This window comes from Granulicella mallensis MP5ACTX8 (assembly GCF_000178955.2).
GTDB classification, from domain to species: Bacteria; Acidobacteriota; Terriglobia; order Terriglobales; family Acidobacteriaceae; genus Granulicella; species Granulicella mallensis.
Map to the genome: position 1 here is coordinate 2,446,311 of NC_016631.1, position 16,177 is coordinate 2,462,487.

The 16,177-nt window shown below is 59.0% G+C and carries 13 protein-coding genes; 8 read left to right on the plus strand and 5 right to left on the minus strand.

Translation table 11 applies throughout. From position 1 onward, the window contains the following. Nucleotides 1–19 precede the first annotated feature (19 nt). Nucleotides 20–856, minus strand: a complete 837-nt coding sequence (locus ACIX8_RS10245) for a DNA-methyltransferase (RefSeq protein ID WP_014265268.1) — start codon at nt 854–856, stop codon at nt 20–22. Nucleotides 857–1,031: 175 nt separating this feature from the next. Between ACIX8_RS10245 and ACIX8_RS10250 the strand changes: the two genes are divergently transcribed. From ACIX8_RS10250 to ACIX8_RS10270, 5 genes are all read left to right on the plus strand, one after another. Continuing rightward, entirely contained in the window at nt 1,032–1,898 is an 867-nt protein-coding gene (locus ACIX8_RS10250; RefSeq protein WP_014265269.1) for a 3-hydroxybutyryl-CoA dehydrogenase, read from the plus strand. A gap of 62 nt (nt 1,899–1,960) precedes the next feature. After that, nucleotides 1,961–2,416: a MaoC family dehydratase gene (locus ACIX8_RS10255; protein WP_014265270.1), complete on the plus strand. Its 456-nt coding sequence runs from the start codon at nt 1,961–1,963 to the stop codon at nt 2,414–2,416. A 52-nt stretch (nt 2,417–2,468) separates the two neighbouring features. Then, entirely contained in the window at nt 2,469–3,422 is a 954-nt protein-coding gene (locus tag ACIX8_RS10260; protein WP_014265271.1) for an MBL fold metallo-hydrolase, read from the plus strand. 95 nt (nt 3,423–3,517) lie between these two features. After that, a complete protein-coding gene (locus ACIX8_RS10265; protein ID WP_014265272.1) occupies nt 3,518–4,027 on the plus strand; it encodes a hypothetical protein in 510 nt (169 codons plus the stop codon). 26 nt (nt 4,028–4,053) lie between these two features. Further along, entirely contained in the window at nt 4,054–4,965 is a 912-nt protein-coding gene (locus tag ACIX8_RS10270) for a rhomboid family intramembrane serine protease (RefSeq protein ID WP_223295507.1), read from the plus strand. 123 nt (nt 4,966–5,088) lie between these two features. Here ACIX8_RS10270 and ACIX8_RS10275 read toward each other — a convergent pair whose 3' ends face one another. Both ACIX8_RS10275 and fabG read right to left on the minus strand, forming a co-directional pair. Next, nucleotides 5,089–5,502 (minus strand): helix-turn-helix domain-containing protein, encoded by a 414-nt coding sequence (locus tag ACIX8_RS10275; RefSeq protein ID WP_014265274.1) that lies wholly within the window; start codon nt 5,500–5,502, stop codon nt 5,089–5,091. Between the two features lie 183 nt (nt 5,503–5,685). Continuing rightward, complete coding sequence (gene fabG / locus ACIX8_RS10280) at nt 5,686–6,432, minus strand: 3-oxoacyl-[acyl-carrier-protein] reductase (protein WP_014265275.1); 747 nt, start codon at nt 6,430–6,432, stop codon at nt 5,686–5,688. Between the two features lie 523 nt (nt 6,433–6,955). Between fabG and ACIX8_RS10290 the strand changes: the two genes are divergently transcribed. Continuing rightward, on the plus strand, nt 6,956–8,533 hold the full coding sequence (locus tag ACIX8_RS10290; RefSeq protein WP_014265276.1) for an FAD-dependent thymidylate synthase: 1,578 nt from the start codon (nt 6,956–6,958) through the stop codon (nt 8,531–8,533). Nucleotides 8,534–8,797: 264 nt separating this feature from the next. Here ACIX8_RS10290 and ACIX8_RS10295 read toward each other — a convergent pair whose 3' ends face one another. After that, nucleotides 8,798–9,505 (minus strand): queuosine precursor transporter, encoded by a 708-nt coding sequence (locus ACIX8_RS10295; RefSeq protein WP_014265277.1) that lies wholly within the window; start codon nt 9,503–9,505, stop codon nt 8,798–8,800. A gap of 135 nt (nt 9,506–9,640) precedes the next feature. Between ACIX8_RS10295 and recA the strand changes: the two genes are divergently transcribed. Further along, nucleotides 9,641–10,714 carry a recombinase RecA gene (gene recA / locus ACIX8_RS10300; RefSeq protein WP_014265278.1) on the plus strand — a complete coding sequence of 358 codons (1,074 nt, stop codon included), beginning with the start codon at nt 9,641–9,643 and terminating at the stop codon, nt 10,712–10,714. A gap of 68 nt (nt 10,715–10,782) precedes the next feature. Here the strand turns inward: recA and ACIX8_RS10305 are convergent, their stop codons facing one another. Further along, nucleotides 10,783–13,038, minus strand: coding sequence for a winged helix-turn-helix domain-containing protein (locus ACIX8_RS10305; RefSeq protein WP_083836657.1), 2,256 nt, complete (start codon nt 13,036–13,038; stop codon nt 10,783–10,785). Between the two features lie 298 nt (nt 13,039–13,336). Here ACIX8_RS10305 and ACIX8_RS10310 point away from each other — a divergent pair, with 298 nt between their 5' ends. Further along, nucleotides 13,337–16,168 carry a beta strand repeat-containing protein gene (locus tag ACIX8_RS10310; RefSeq protein ID WP_014265280.1) on the plus strand — a complete coding sequence of 944 codons (2,832 nt, stop codon included), beginning with the start codon at nt 13,337–13,339 and terminating at the stop codon, nt 16,166–16,168. Nucleotides 16,169–16,177: the final 9 nt, after the last annotated feature.

A 16,177-nucleotide genomic window follows, 5' to 3' on the forward strand; every position in this document is an offset into this window, starting at 1 on the left:
CCGTGAGCTGGACGGCGTTCTAGCGCAACGGTAGCTTGAGGCGTTTCTTCATCAGCGTTACGGCTTCCTTGCTTTCGTCTACCAGGATGTAACTGCGGCCGTTGCGTGCGGCGGCGAGGCCTGTGGTGCCGCTGCCTGCGAAGAAGTCCAGTACCGTGTCGTCCGGGTTGGAATGCACGCGGACGATGCGTTCCAGGATGCCCAGCGGCTTCTGCGTGGGGTAGCCTGTCTTTTCCTTGCCCGTAGGCGAGACGATGGTGTGCCACCAGACGTCGGTGGGCGTCTTGCCGCGGCGGGCTTTTTCAGCGCCCACGAGGCCGGGAGCCATGTAGGGAATCCGGTCACTGGCTTCCAGGTTGAAGGTGTAGTCCTTCGGGTCCTTGGTGTACCAGAGGATGTTGTCGTGCTTGGCGGGCCAGCGTTTGGTGGAGCGTGCGCCGTAGTCGTAGGCCCAGATGATCTCGTTCTGAAAGCAGGCGCGGCCTGAGACGCCCGGCGTTGTAAAGACCTCGTCGAGCATGATCTTGCAGTAGTGAACCTCGCGCGGGTCTACATGGAAGAAGAGAGAGCCGGTGGCTGACAGTACGCGGTGCGCTTCGATCATGCGCGGGCGCAGGAAGCCGAGGTAATCGTCGAAGCGATCGGTGTAGTTGGGCGCGATGGCCAGCTTCTCGGTGCGGTAGCGTTTGCCGCCGAAGCCGATGCGATCGCCCGCATCGTCGCGAACGGTTTTCATGCGGGCGCGGCGCTGGGTCGTGCCGGTGTTGAAGGGCGGGTCGATGTAGATCAACTGCACGCTGGCATCCGGCAGGGAACGCAGCGCGGTGAGGTTTTCACGATGGAGGATGCGGTTCAAAGGGGAGCCTCTGCAAGCAGTCTATTATCGGCCGCGGTACTTTGGCAGGAGATGTCTGTGCTTCGAGTTACGAGTGATGAGTTTCGAGTTGCGAGATTCGTGCGTGGTTCGCAGGATATTGAAGCCACACTTTCGCGGTTCTTGCTACACTCTCATCTTTGCAGGGAGCGAGCGCATGAATGTGACGCAGCATCGTCTTGGGGTTATCGGAGCTGGAACGATGGGAAACGGCATTGCGCATGTCTTTGCGCGGGCGGGTTTCGATGTAGTGCTCTATGAGGTGAATCAGTTGGCGCTCGATCGCGGAATGGCGACGATTCGCACGAACCTCGATCGGGAAGCGGCCAAGGGCAAGATCGATCCGGCTGAGGTGCCCGCGATCCATGCGCGCCTGAGACCGACTCTGAAGCTGCGCGATCTGGGCAACTGCACGCTGGTTGTGGAAGCGGCTACCGAGCGCCTTGCGGTCAAGCAGCAGATCTTTCGTGAACTCGATGCACTGCTTGCGCCTGAAGGTATTCTCGCGACCAATACGTCCTCCATCTCGATTACAAAGCTGGCGGGAGGCACGACGCGGCCCGATCAGGTGATCGGCATGCACTTCTTCAACCCTGTGCCGATCATGTCGCTGGTGGAAGTCGTTCGTGGCCTGCAGACCTCGGACGCGACGTACGAGACGGTGCGGCTGCTGGCGCTGGAGGCAGGGAAGTCACCGGTTGCGGTCAACGATGCGGCCGGGTTTGTCTCCAACCGCGTGCTGATGCCGCTCATCAATGAGGCGATCTTTGCGGTGATGGAAGGGGTTGCGACGGCTGAGGCGGTGGACGAGATCTTCCGGCTCGGGATGGCGCATCCGATGGGGCCGCTGACGTTGGCCGACTTCATTGGGCTCGATGTCTGCCTGGACATCATGCGGGTGCTGGAGGACGGGCTGGGTGACCCAAAGTATCGCCCGTGTCCGCTGCTGGTGCGCATGGTCGATGCCGGTTGGCTGGGGCGGAAATCCGGACAGGGCTTCTATACCTATCCCGTGAAGCTCTGATCGGACGAACCTGAACTACACTTAACTACATCTCATAGGCAGACTGTTGCAGGAGAAGTGCTTTGTCGAACGAATTGTACTTTGAAGATTTACATCCGGGGCTGAAGTTCAACTCCAGCCGCAGCTACAAGGTCACCGCGGAAGAGATCAAAGAGTTTGCGGAGCGCTACGATCCGCAGCCGTTCCACCTGGACGAGGCGGCGGGCGAGAGCTCGTTCTTCAAGGGACTGGCGGCGTCGGGCTGGTTGACAGCGGCTATCGTGATGCGGCTGCGCGTGGAGTCCATCCACATTGCGGGTGGCATGATCGGCGCGGGTGTTGAGGAGATTCGCTGGACGCAGCCTGTGCGCCCCGGAGACTCGCTGCGTACCGAGGCGGAGATTCTGAATGTGCGGCACTCGGCTTCACGGCCTGCTTTCGGTGTCGTGCGCTCGCGAACCCTGGTCTTCAATCAGCGCGACGAGATCATTATGCGTTCGGTGGTGAACTTCCTGGCACCGTTGCGTCACCCGGCGTAGCTAGTTTGGTTCATCTTGCACAGAAAGCGGGCGTATTCTGTAAGTTGTGCGGATGACAGTTTTAGCTTCGGGATCGAAAGGTAACTCTACTGTAGTTGCCTCAGGCTCGACGCGCATTCTGGTGGACGCGGGCCTTTCGTGCCGTGAGATCCTGCGCCGTATGGCCCTGGCAGGCGAAGACCCCGCCGAGCTGAACGCGATCCTGATCACGCATGAGCATGTAGACCATATCTCGGGTCTGGCTGTGCTGGCGCGCCGGCTTCGTATCCCGGTCTTCTTTACCGAGCAGACGCATCGCGCCTGGGTGCGGATGCTTACGCCGCGAACGACGATGTCCTACACCAAGTGGATGGAGATGATGCAGCGGGAGAAAGAGGCCCGTGCTGCTTCAGTGGCTGCGCAGGTGGAAGCCAACGTCCTGGTGGAGGAGAAGCCGGCCGAGGAGGAATCACCGGCAGCAGAGGAGGCTCATCCCGCGGCGAAAGCCGATGCCGCGTTTCTTCCGGCGGTCGAATACTTTCGCGCGGGGCAGAACTTCTGCATCGGCGATATCGATGTAAACCCCTTTACGATTCCCCACGATGCGGTCGATCCTTGCGGCTTCGTCTTCCATGCGCGGCACGAGTCCATCCGTATGGCGATTGCGACTGACCTTGGATATATTCCGCCCAACGTGAAGCAGGCGCTGCGGAATGTCGATGTGCTGCTGCTGGAGTCGAACCACGACCTGGAGATGCTCAAGGATGGCCCCTATCCGTGGTCGGTGAAGCAGCGCGTGCTTTCGCGGGTCGGCCATCTTTCCAATGATGCTGCCGCGGAGTTTCTGATGCGTGATTACGATGGCGGTGCGCACACCATCGTGCTTGGCCATCTCTCGGCCCATAACAATCTCCCGGAGCTTGCCCGTTTGGCCGCCGAACAGGCCATCGGCAGCCGCATGACGCTGCTGGGCAACCGCGTGCTACTGGCTGCCCAGGACACGCCTCTCGAACCTATTTGTCTTTAGAATGAGCGCGGTATCACCCCGGATTCCCACATACGGAAGAAAAAGGTGGTTCCTGCTGCTCCCTGAATTCATCTAAACTAGAAAGTACTGCACGAATGCCGATCGCACCCTATCCTCGCTCCCATCGCCACGAGACCTGTAACGATCAGGTGATCGGAGCCATCCTCTCGGGCTGGCGTTATGACATCTCAGGCATTCCCAAGGACCTCCGTGGCGACTACGAGGACCATCTTCGCAGCTGCACTTACTGCCGGAGACGCCAGCGCCTGCACCGGACGGTCGATATTCTGCTCCTGGCGGCGACTACTCTGTCCTTTGCGGCGTTCCTGATGGCGGCGCTGGTCATGCACAAGATCGAGGCCTACAGCCACATCAGCGGCAGCGTCCATGTGCATCTGCACGGCGAAGGCCGAGCTGCCCTGGCCCGGATTCCCGACAGCATCGCGATCAGCCTGGAGGCTGTTGCCTGCACGGGCGTCTTCGTCTCCCTGCTGCTCTGGGTGCTGGTAGCCATCGCAACGCCGATTCCGGGCATGCTGTCGACCATGTTCCGCGAGCGTATCTCCCCGGAAGAGCGCGATCGTCTGCGCAAGCAGGCAGCCTGAACCGCCCCGCGATTTCGGCATCAAATTTGAGCGACCCCAATTCATCTTCCCTTACTCCTTCCTCCACCGGGCAGCTTCTGTCCGTGGAAGCGGAGAGGGCTGCGCGGGAGTCAACGCGGAGGCGCAACGACGACAGGCACTCCTCTCTGCTCGACTATCCGGCGACGTATCTGCTGATCGGCATCAATCTTCTGGTCTTCGCGATCATGTTTCGGTACAGCCCTGCGCTTCCGTTGATGCGGCAGCATATAAGCTGGCAGATCCTTACCGCCTCTTTTGATGTGAATACACTGCTCCGCTTCGGCGGAAGCGATGCCGCGTATGTCATGAACGGCCAGTGGTGGCGGCTGATTACCTCTACCTTCGTCCATGTGACGATCCTGCATCTTGTTTTGAATATGTGGTGCCTGTGGAACCTGGGGCTCTTTGGCGAGCCCCTGCTGGGCCGGCCCGGATTGATTGCGGTGTATCTCCTGACGGGCACGGCGGGCATGATGCTTTCGCTCACTTTGAGTGTCGCCCAGCAGCAGGACTCCCTGGTGGCCGGGGCCTCAGGGGCGATCTTTGGACTTGCGGGAATCCTGATTGTTCTGCTCTCCAACCGCAAGCTCGCCGCGCCGTGGAAAGAGTTGCGCAGTTTGAGGCGCTCGGTAATCTGGTTTGCGGTGCTTAATCTGGTGATTGGACTTCTGCCCCAGGCTCTGCCGGCGTTCTCAGACGGTCAACTGGCGAGACTGCATCTCTCCCCAGACTCTTTGCCGCACATCGACAATTCAGCCCATCTCGGAGGCTTCCTCAGCGGGTTGGCGCTTGGATTTCCTTTATTTCCCCGTATGACCTCGGGGAAGTCGAGCTATCGCGCCCGGCAGGCATGGGTGTTTGCTGTCGCTGCTTTCCTGCTTTGCCTGTTTGGCTATGGTCTGGCTAAATTTGCCTAGAAATCCACAATTGTGCCAATATCTCCACAGGCATGCTCTGGAGATAGAGGTCTATACTTGCGCCAAAGGAAAAAGCCTCCGGGTGGCCGGGGGCTTTTCCTTGTCTGAAATTAACGTCAGAGATTAGCTGATCGAGAGTGTCGCGGTGGCCGCAAACTTTCGTACCATCGCCAGCAGCAGACGGCGATCGCTTTCGCCGAGGTTGGAAGAGTAGCGCTGCACCTGGGTGAGGAAGCGGATCTCGTCCTCCTTGAGGCTTATACCCGGAACATCCTTAACGGAATCCTCCGCGAAGAACTGGCTTAACGGCAGATCAAGCGCCGCGGCGATCTTCTGCAGTGTCTCCAGCGAGGGCACGGTGTGGCCGTTTTCGACACGCGAGAGATAGCAACGCAGCAGACCTGTGCGTTTTTCAATGTCTCCCTGCGACATGCCCTTCTGCAGACGAAAGTCACGAATCGTCATTCCGATGTTGATCGGTGCTGGTCCGGGTGAAACCGCCATCTCCGACGGCAGAGCTGTTTGCATATGTGCCATTAGCGGTAAAGTAACGATCTCTTACGAAGGTAGCAAGAGCTAAGTTCAAGAATCGTCAGCTTTGTACCACGCGAGATTCGTGCATTTGACGGCACCGGTAAAGCAGAGTGTAGAGAGTAGAGGATAGAGCGTAGACGAAAGCGGTTCTCTCTACGCTCTACACTCTATTCTCTACTCTCTGCTTTACCCCATGTACATGCCGCCGTTGACGTCCAGCGTGTGTCCGGTGATGTAGCTGGCAGCTTCGGAGGCCAGGAAGGCGACTGCTGCTGCGGCTTCCTGTTCCGTGCCGACGCGGCCGAGAGGGACCTGCGCGATCATGGCTGCCTTGTGTTCGTCGGGCAGGATGGCGGTCATGGCTGTCTCGATGTAGCCAGGGGCGACGGCATTGACAGTGATGCTGCGGCTGGCGAGTTCGCGGGCCATGGCCTTGGTCATGCCGATCATTCCGGCTTTGGAGGCGGCATAGTTGATCTGTCCGGCTTGTCCTACTTCGCCCACGATCGAGGTGATGTTGATGATGCGTCCCCAGCGTGCCTTGAGCATGGAGGAGCAGCAGACCTGCGACAGCAGGTACGCGCCGGTGAGGTTGGTGTTGAGGACGTCGTCCCAGTCCTGGCGCTTCATGCGCAGCATCAGGCCGTCCTTGGTGATGCCGGCGTTGTTGACCAGGATCTCGACCTTGCCGAACTCGGCGATGACGGCCTTGGCGCAGGCCTTGATCGACTCTTCATTCGCAACGTCGAGGGCAAAGGTCTTGGCCTGGCCACCGGCGGCTACGATCTCGGCGGCGACAGATTCGAGCTTTTCCGCGTTTCGCGCCGCCAGGGCGAGGGTTGCTCCGGCTTTGGCGAGTTCAAGGGCACATGCCCGGCCGATACCCTGCGACGCGCCGGTTACCAGCGCGATTCTTCCTGTTGATTCGTTCAAATGATCCTCCAACTTAGGGCTGCTGCAGCCTCTTTAGTGCGTTTCGTAAAGCCATGATTTTGCCAGCGGTGAACAACAAAGCCATAGCCGACCCTGCCAAGCGAGGCGCCAAGGGTCCGCCTCTAGTTTCCCATAGGCAGAAGATGATAAACAGCGGGACGAGGACAACCCAAACTTTTAGCCTTCGCACCGCACGTTGAAGCTCCTCATGAGATGAGGAATCAATGGAAGCTCCAGTGGTTTCGACGAGGAGCCGATTGCGGGTCCTCATCTTCCCGAAAAAGATCGTAAAGGCGATGAAAAATACAATCGCCAACAGAAGGACGTCCATCCCAAAGCTACGCGGCGAAAGGTATTTGGTTATAGAGGCAATAGTAAGCAAACAAAGCGCACCCGATAGTGAAAGGGTGAGGGCCAGGAAGCGCTTTAGAAACCATCTGTCCAACGTGTCTACCCTTCCTACGGATTGTTTGGCATTCCAACGTATCAAATCACAGGGGGGCACGATATTCTTGTGCGAGTCATGTCCGAACGCCCCACACCTCGCCCCGTCCCCCAACATCCCGAAAATACCACCGAAGTCTACGCTATTCACGGCGCAGAGCCGGAGGTTCTTGCCTATGCGATGGCCAAGTACTCGCGTTCGGCCCTGACTCTGCGCGAATCGCTGGCTGAGATCAGCTCGCAGCGGGCTGAGCAGTTCCTGAATACGTTCTACTTCCAGTACGGTCACCGCTCCATCGCCGACCTGGCGCACATACCGTTCGCGGTGGAGAAGCTCTCGTTGCTGGCGGCGATTTGCCTGGTCGATGAGACGCGCTGGGACGGGCAGGAGCGCTCTACGCGCTACCAGGACTTCCGTCGCAGCGGATGGTTTACACCGGAACTTGCGACCAAGCAGCGCAAGCTGTACACGCATGCGATTGAGGATCTCTTCAAGGCGTACGACTCGCTGAGCGCGGGAATGCTGAGTGCGCTCAAGCGTGCGATTCCGCAGCCGGAGTCGATGAAGGCCGACAGCTACGAGCGTACGCTGAAGGCCCGCGCCTTCGATGCGGCGCGTTATCTGCTGCCGCTTGCGACGAACACTTCGCTTGGACAGATCGTGAATGCGCGCACGCTGGAGACGCAGGTCTCGCGGCTGCTCTCCAGTCCGTTCGCGGAGATTCGCGATCTTGGCACGAAGCTGCGTAACGCGGCCAGCGAGCCCGCATGGAACGCTCAGCGCGACAAGCTGGAGCAGCTTGCAGGCGAGGGAAGCGTTGCCGCGGATGCGACGACGGAGATCCTCAACGAACTGATGCCTCCTGTGCGCACCGCTCCCACGCTGGTGAAGTACGCCGAGAAGAACGACTACCAGTGCAAGAGCCGCGTAGAACTGGCTCAGGCCGCGCGTGAGTTGATGAAGGATGCGCCGATCTATCCGGCGCCTATCGTTGACCTGCTCGATGACGACGAAGATCTTGAGGTGGAGATTGCGACCTCGCTGGTCTATCCGCACTGTCATTACTCGTACCGCCAGCTTCGTGGGGCGGTGGCGTCTCTGACCGAGACGCGGCGCAATGAGCTGCTGAAGCTGGGAGCGGTGCATCGCGGACGCCACGACGAGTTGGTGCGCGCCTTTAATGCCGGTCATGGCTTCCGCTTCGACATCCTGATGGACATCGGCGGCTTCAGGGATATGCACCGCCATCGTCGCTGCGTGCAGCTGCTGCAGGAGTTTTCGGACGTTCATGGCTATGACGAGCCGGTCTGCCCGGGGCAGCCGACGCTTGCCGAGGCGGGTCTTGGAGAGCAATATCGCGACGCGATGAATGCAGCGCTGGCTGCCTATCGCACGGTCTGCGACAGTGGCGAACCCGAGGCAAAGCAGAGTGCGCAGTATCTGCTGCCGCTGGGCATGCGCTGCCGCAGCCTGTTCAAGATGGACTTTGCCGAGGCGCTGTACATTGCCGAACTGCGTTCGGGAATTGCGGGGCACTTCAGCTATCGGCGTGTGGCGTGGGAGATGTATCAGGCGATTGCCACTCGGCATCCGGCGCTGGCGGGATTGTTCCGGATTGAGGATGTGAATGTGCCGATGGATTTGCTGAAGAGGTAGTGCCTGGCAGTATCTTCAACGATAGTGTGAGGTAGGAATGAACTACCCCAGAACTGTCATCTCGACCGAAGCATGATGGCTTTATCGTCATGCGCAGTGGAGAGACCTGCAGGCTGTTAGTGCTGGCAGTAGTGCTTGCACGAGCAAGCTGCAGGTCTCTCCACTACGGCGGCAAAAAGCGCCGCCTCCGGTCGAGATGACAATGTTTAGGGTTGTATCGAAAATATGGTGTCTCTGCGAGACTTGGTTTTCCCGCCTTCTGCGTTAAAGATTTTGTTCCTGTCTGCCGGTAAAGCGGAACGGATTGAAGTTCGTGTGCGCATCGAAGGTATCGATGCCTTCTGCACGCTTTAGCCAGCCGATCACGAGATAGGTCAGGGGCGTCGCCAGCACCTCATAGCCGACCTTCAGCAGGTAGCCCACCACGATAATCTCGATGAGCTTATGGGCGGAGAATACCCCGGCGAAGGTGATGACAATGACCAGCGTGGTGTCGACGGCCTGACCTACGACAGTTGAGCCCACGGTGCGCGTCCAGAGCATGCGGCCTTTCGTCAGGAGCTTGAGCTTGGCCATGGTGAAGGAGTTGGCGAACTCGCCGGCCCAGAAGGCGATCAGGCTGGCGATGAGGATACGCGGCAGAAAGCCGAAGACCGTAACGAACGCCGCCTGGTTGTGGAACTCCGGATCGGAGGGCAGTGCGATGACCAGGGCCGAGACGGCGTAGAGCAGCGCGGTTCCGAAGAATCCCAGCCAGATGGCCCGCCGCGAGGCTGCGTAGCCGTAAATCTCGGTGAAGATGTCGCCGAAGATGTAGGTGATGGGGAAGAGCACCATCGCTCCGCTGGTGGAGAAGGCAGGAATATGCCAGAACGGCCCAATCCGGATGACCTTCTGCGCGAGCAGGTTCGATACCAGCAGGATGACGACGAAGGCGGTCGTCAGGGCGTCGAGATAGCGGAATCGAGACATGAGATCAGGGTATCGCAGGATGCTGGCGACTTTCGCTTTTCTTTTGCTATGGCCTGAGGTTTAGTGCTAGACTCGGCTTTGACATTTCACCTCGGCGTGACCCCAGCTTGAACCTATCTTAAGGAGATAAACATCGTGGCAGATGACCGCAGCAAAGCCATAGAAACCGCACTTTCTCAGCTTGAAAAGCAATTTGGCAAGGGGTCGGTGATGCGGCTCGGCGCGAAAGAGGCGATTGGGCCAATTTCGGTAATCTCTACGGGGTCGATTTCCTTTGACGCGGCGTTGGGTGTCGGTGGCGTGCCTCGTGGGCGCGTGATCGAGATCTTTGGGCCGGAGAGTTCGGGAAAGACGACCATTACACTGCAGATCATCGCCGAGGCGCAGAAGAACGGCGGCCTAGCGGCATTTGTGGACGCGGAGCACGCTCTCGATCCGGCTTATGCAAAGAAGCTGGGTGTCGATACCGACAATCTGCTGGTGAGCCAGCCGGACTACGGCGAACAGGCACTGGAGATCGTCGAAGCGCTGGTTCGTTCGGGCGCCATCGACGTACTGGTGGTGGATTCGGTGGCCGCGCTGGTGCCGAAGGCTGAGCTTGATGGCGAGATGGGCGATTCGCACATGGGCCTGCAGGCCAGGCTGATGTCGCAGGCGTTGCGCAAATTGACCGGAACAGTGTCGAAGTCGCGCACCAGCCTGATCTTTATCAACCAGGTTCGCGAGAAGATCGGCGTCATGTTCGGCAACCCGGAGACGACGACCGGCGGACGGGCACTGAAGTTCTACTCCTCGGTGCGTATCGATATCCGTCGTGTCGGCGCGGTGAAGGAAGGCGATGTTGTCGTCGGCAACCGCACGAAGGTCAAGATTGTAAAGAACAAGGTAGCGGCACCCTTCCGCGATGCTGAGTTCGACATTCTCTTCGGTGAAGGTATCTCTCGTGAAGGCGACTCGCTGGATCTTGCTGTGCTGCACAATATCGTCGACAAGGCGGGTGCGTGGTACAGCTACCAGGGTGAGCGTATCGGACAGGGCCGTGAGAATGTACGCGGATTCCTGAAGGAAAATAAAGAGGTCTTCGGCCGGATCGATAGTGAACTGCGCAAGAAACTCGGAATCAAGCCTGCGGATGATGTTGAGATCCCCGCTGCACCCGTCGATGGCCCAGCCCAGGCGGTTGAAGCCGTAAAGACACGCCGCGGATAGTTTTGCCTGCAACCCAAGTAAAAGCCGTGACGGAAGATCGTCACGGCCTTTACTTTTTAAATTCCTTCTCAGCGGGCTGGGTGCAGGTGCTCGTAGAGGTGCAGGAGTTTTATCGGAGGGAAGTCTGTGTCGGCATTCTTCCAGACCTCTTCGAGTTGCTGGAACTGGGCGGTGGCCTCCTGCGAGTTGCCGCTGAGTTGTAGCGCATGGCCCAGCTCAAGCTGTGACAGAAGGATGTAGGGGGAGTTGGGAGAGGCGGCGCGGTGATCGAGTACGCTGCGGAACTCGGCGGACGCCTGTTGCCAGTGGCGGCCCTGGAGATAGGCGAGGCCTCGGTAGTAGGCGGGGGAGAGGCCCATGACGACGACCTGGTCATAGGGACGAGCTGGTTCCAGGGCTTTAACGGCTTCGTCAGGCTGGTTGTGTTGCATGGCAATCGCGGCATTGACGGAGGGCAGTTCCACAAATTGAAGCTGTGTGTCGAGTGGAGATTCGGCGGTTGCTTTCCTGGAGATTGCCTCCGCGCGGGCGATCTGTCCGATTCTGGCCAGGGCTAGCGCAGCGCCGGCTTCTACCTCGATATTGTGCGGTGCATAGTGCAAGGCCTCTTCCGCGAGCTGTGCTGCCTGAGCGGGGCGTCCGGCATCTGCGTCGAGGCCTGCCTGTTCCACGATGATCTCCGCGGCGAATTCGGGCAGATTGTTGGCAATGGCATTTTGCCTGGCGGTAACGAAGCCGCGGTCGGCTTCTGCCTGCCGTCCGCGATAGAACGATACGGCGGCGATTTCATTCAGCATGGCGCTTTGTTGCGCTGCGCCCTGCACGAATTGTGTCTGGTGCTGCATCACGGCTTCGTTATTCTGCACGAATGCACTCTTGTAGCAGGCGACATGGAAGGCGACGGCGCTATCGTTTGCATGGGCGGGGTCATTGCAGAGGCGGTTGAGTTCTGTGTAGTTGCCCGATCGCAGGTCGGCCTCGGCAAGTACGGAATAGGGCAGAAGGATAGACGGGTCGAGTTCAATCGCCTTGCGTGCATACGGGGCGGCCTTTTGAGGTTGTCCAAGTATGTTGTACTCGACCGCGAGATTATTGACCGGAACGATGTCGCGCGGGTAGAGGCTCATCCACAGTTGATAGACCTCGATGGCCCGGTGGACTTCGCCGGTGTAGAAGCTGTAGTAGGCGGAGGAGATGTAGAGCTTCTCCCGATCCGTGGTGCGCTCGCGAAGGTCGAATGCCTTCTGGGCATAGATGCGGCTGAGCGAGCTTTCTCCGGCATTGGAATAGCTGCGGCCCAACTGCAGATAGGCGAGTGCGAACTGCGGATCGAAGTCGATGGCGAGCTTGTAGAAGGTCTGCGACTCGGTGTACAGGCCGGTGGCATGTTTTTCTTCGCCGAGCCGGAAGGCATTCAATGCGGCGACAGAACTGGTTGTCGCCTGGACCAGCGGAACGCTGAACTTTTGCAATGATTCTTCAGACTCGCCGAGCCTGAGACGCATCTTCTCGCTGGCCTGACCCAGCGCATCGAGTATACCTGCCTGGGAGTCGGTCTTTACCGACTCTGTGCCAAGACGGCGGCCGTTGGAACATCGCCAGGCGTCGATCTGCAGTTCGTAGCCCTGGCCGTGCGAGGTGAGCTCGCCGGTCAACAGGGCATGTGCGTTGCTCTGCCGGCAGGCCTGCATCTCTTCCGCGAGGCTGGCATCGGCGTTCTTCAGGAGATGCGCAAAGCTGTCGCGAGACACCAGTCTGAGGTAGGGCGACTCCTCCATCTTGATGCGGAAGGGAAGCGACAGCACGTCGTCGTAGTTGTGATTGCCGCTGCGGTTGAGGAAGCCGCCGATGGCGACGCTGTCATGGCTATGAATGAGCGGCTGACGCTGACGCCAGATGTAAAAGAGTGCTGTCGCGAGCGGAAGAGCCGCTCCGCAGAGAGCGAGGAGGAGGCGGCGGCGTCCACGGCGCGGTGGGGTCCCGTCCAATGCTATCTGGGAAGGCGGAACGATCTGGAGGCTTGGTGCGACAGGGGCCAGAGGCTCCGAGGGGGCGAGGGCTGGGGTGTCGAAGATGGGAGAGGCCTCGCCGATGAACCTGTATCCGCGGCGGGCGATCGTCTCAATAAATTGGGGGGAGGCTGCGTCGTCGCGGAGTGCTTCGCGAAGCTTGGCGGCGGCGACGCGGAGATTATTGTCGAACTCGACGAAGGTCTTCTCGTCCCAAAGCCGGTTGCGAAGCTCTTCCCGGGTGACGATCTGGCCCGGCTGCTCGAGTAGAACGAGCAGCATCCGGAAGGGGATCTCCTGAAGGCGAACCCTCATGCCGTTGTGGAAAAGTACTCCCGCACCGATCCTGACCTCAAAGGGGCCGAAACGATAGCCGTCACAAGGCCGGGGAGATGGAGTTGAAGCGGGGTTCACGGAATCATGATATCAACCCCAAATGGCAGATAAGGCTGGACATGAAACCGGGTTGGATGTGGAAGAGGCTTCAGGAACGGGGTTAGAACTCGTCGAGTTGATTAAGTAAGTTTATGAAAAAGAATAGTTTGTTTGTTAATGGGCTCTTAATAATCAATTACTTTGACATCGAGGGGGGAGGAAAGTTTATTAGGGGGCAATGCCGACAACCAATCGTAGTGCCCGCGCCTTTGCGATGTCCTTTAGACGTATCCGTGGCCTAACCGTCGCTGTTGTGTGTCAACTTGGATTGCTGTTTACACCTTCTGCCTTGAAGGCTCAGACGGCGACCGTATCGATCCTGCACTCTTTTGCAGGGACTACGGATAGCCAGGGACCGTACGCTGGGGTGATCCAGGCGGGGGATGGGAACCTGTACGGTACGACCCTCGGGAATTTTTCTACGGACAATGGTTCCATCTTTCAGATCACTCCTTCGGGTACGTTAACTCCGCTCTATTCGTTCGTGGGTGGCAGTGATAGCGCCACCCCCTTTGCTGGGTTGATTCAGGGAGACGATGGCGGGTTCTATGGGACGACCTATGGAGACATCGGGGTTACCGATGGTTCAATTTTCAAGTTGCCCTTTGGGAGCACTACGCTGGACACTCTCTTTACGTTCACCGGCGATGCGAATGGAAGTATTCCTACTTCTGCTTTGGTAGAGAGCACTGATGGCAGCTACTACGGTGGGACCTCAAGTGGTGGTAGTGGGAATGGCACACTCTTCAAGATCACTTCAGACGGAACGTTGACGACGGTAGCCCCCTTTAAAAACAAGCTCCTTGGAGCCGCTCCTTCCGGTCCGCCTGTCGAATACACCGACGGCAACTTCTACGGCACGACCTCCGGCGGCGGAGGCAGTGATTTTGGGGCCTTCTACCAACTAACGCCAACAGGTGAGTACACGGTGCTCTATAGCTTTACTGGAACGGGGGATGGCGCGGCTCCTACAGGCACACCGGTGGTTGGAAGTGACGGTAATTTTTACGGAACGACAGGTCAGAGTGGAGCCGTTACAACACCTGACAAGAATGGCACGATCTATAAGATGACTCCCGGCGGGGTTCTTACGACTCTGCATGTCTTCAATGGCACAACGGATGGTGCAGGTCCCGTAGGTCTATTTATGGGGAGCGATGGCAACTTGTACGGAGCTGCCGGCCTGGGTGTCAACGGCAACGGAACACTCTTCGAGATTACGACTTCGGGCGCATTTACGGTCTTATACTCCTTTGGCGGCACGGCGGGAGATGGGAATGGTCCCGCTGCCCTCGTTCAGGCAAGCGACGGCAACTTCTATGGAACGACCTCCGGCGGTGGTGCGAACGCCATGGGTACAGTCTTCAAGCTGACGACGGCGACAGCCTTACCCGCCCCCGTGCAAATCACTTCGAGTGCCAGCACGATTCCGCTGGGAACGCCTGTGACCTTGAACTGGCAGGTTCTGAATGCGTTTTCACAGACGCTGCGGAACTGCTATGCGAGCGTGCAGACGACGGCTTCAGGTCCCGGAGCCTGGACGGGGCTTCAGAAGGGTACATATAACGCTACGACGCATATCTACTCGGGTTCGGCCACGATTACACCGACGGCTTCAGGTCCCTATACCTATGGCCTGACCTGTGGTGGTGTTGAGTCCGGAACCGCGACCGTTACCGTGGGTGGAGCACAGACGCTTGTTGTCACTACCAGCAACCTGCCGCAGGCGCGTGTTGGTGTGGACTATTCGACAGCACTCGTTGCCTCGGGTGGCGTGCTGCCTTACACCTGGAGCCTGACGGTGGGCTCGCTTCCCGCGGGACTTACCTTGAATGCAAGCTCGGGTGTGATCTCAGGCAAGCCGACAGTGCCAGGGATGGCGAATTTTACGGTTCAGGTAAAGGACTCCGATCCGACTCCGGCGACGGCCACGGCAAGCCTGGGCATGACGGTTGTTCAGCCGCTGGTGATTACGACAATGAGCCTTCCCGCCGTGCGGGTGGGATCGACCTATTCGCAGACCCTGACGGCTACAGGCGGCACGCCGCCTTATATCTGGAAGCAATCCAGCGGAAATCTTCCCGCAGGCCTCCAACTGTCCTCCGCCGGTGTGATCTCAGGTACAGTGACGGCGGCAGGTCCCGCGACGTTTGCCGTGAGCGTATCGGATTCTGCTGCTCCCGTTACACAGTCTGTGACGGGCAACCTGAGCATCGTTGCGGAGCCGCTCATCGTTCCTACAGGTGCTGTGACCCTGAGTCCGTCGACGATCTCGATCGGGCAGACGACCACGGTGACGCTGAACCTTTCGGCTCCGGCAGGATCTCCTGTCGCGACGGGCAATGTTCAGTTCGTAGCCAATGGTGCGAACTTCGGCTCGCCGGTGCCGGTGATGAATGGTTCGGCTTCGCTGACGAGTCCGGCGTTCAACGCGACGGGCAGCTATGAGATTACGGCGAACTACACGGGCGATCCGAACTACGTAGCTCTGAACTTTCCGCCCGCCATCCTGGCGGTGACGACAGCTCCGGCGTTGGCGATCCAGGCGACGCCCAGTGTGCTGAGTGCGACGTCGGGGACAGCGGCTATGACGAGCATCGCGGTCTATAACGCGAATGGTGCGGCAATCAAGTTTGCGTGCAGTGGACTGCCCGTGAATGCTGTCTGCAATTTTGGCCCGCTGAGCTCTACGGGTACGACGTCGCTACAGATTGCCGCTTACACCACAGCCAGCCTGTCCCGGCCTGAGTTGCGCGGACGGTCCATCGCTCTGAATCTCGCATGGCTGTTGCCCGGAGTGCTTGCACTGGGAGCTTTCGCGCGCAAGCGACGGCGGGTCGTACTGCTGGGAATAGCGGCCCTGTTGCTGGTGGCTACGACGTCTCTGAGTGGATGCTCTGGAGGCAGTCCTGCCACGGCGGATTCGCCGAAGGGAACCAGCTCTGTCGTGGTGACAGCGACTGTGGGATCACAGACGGCTTCCACCCTGATTACGTTGACCGTGCAGTAAAGACACGAA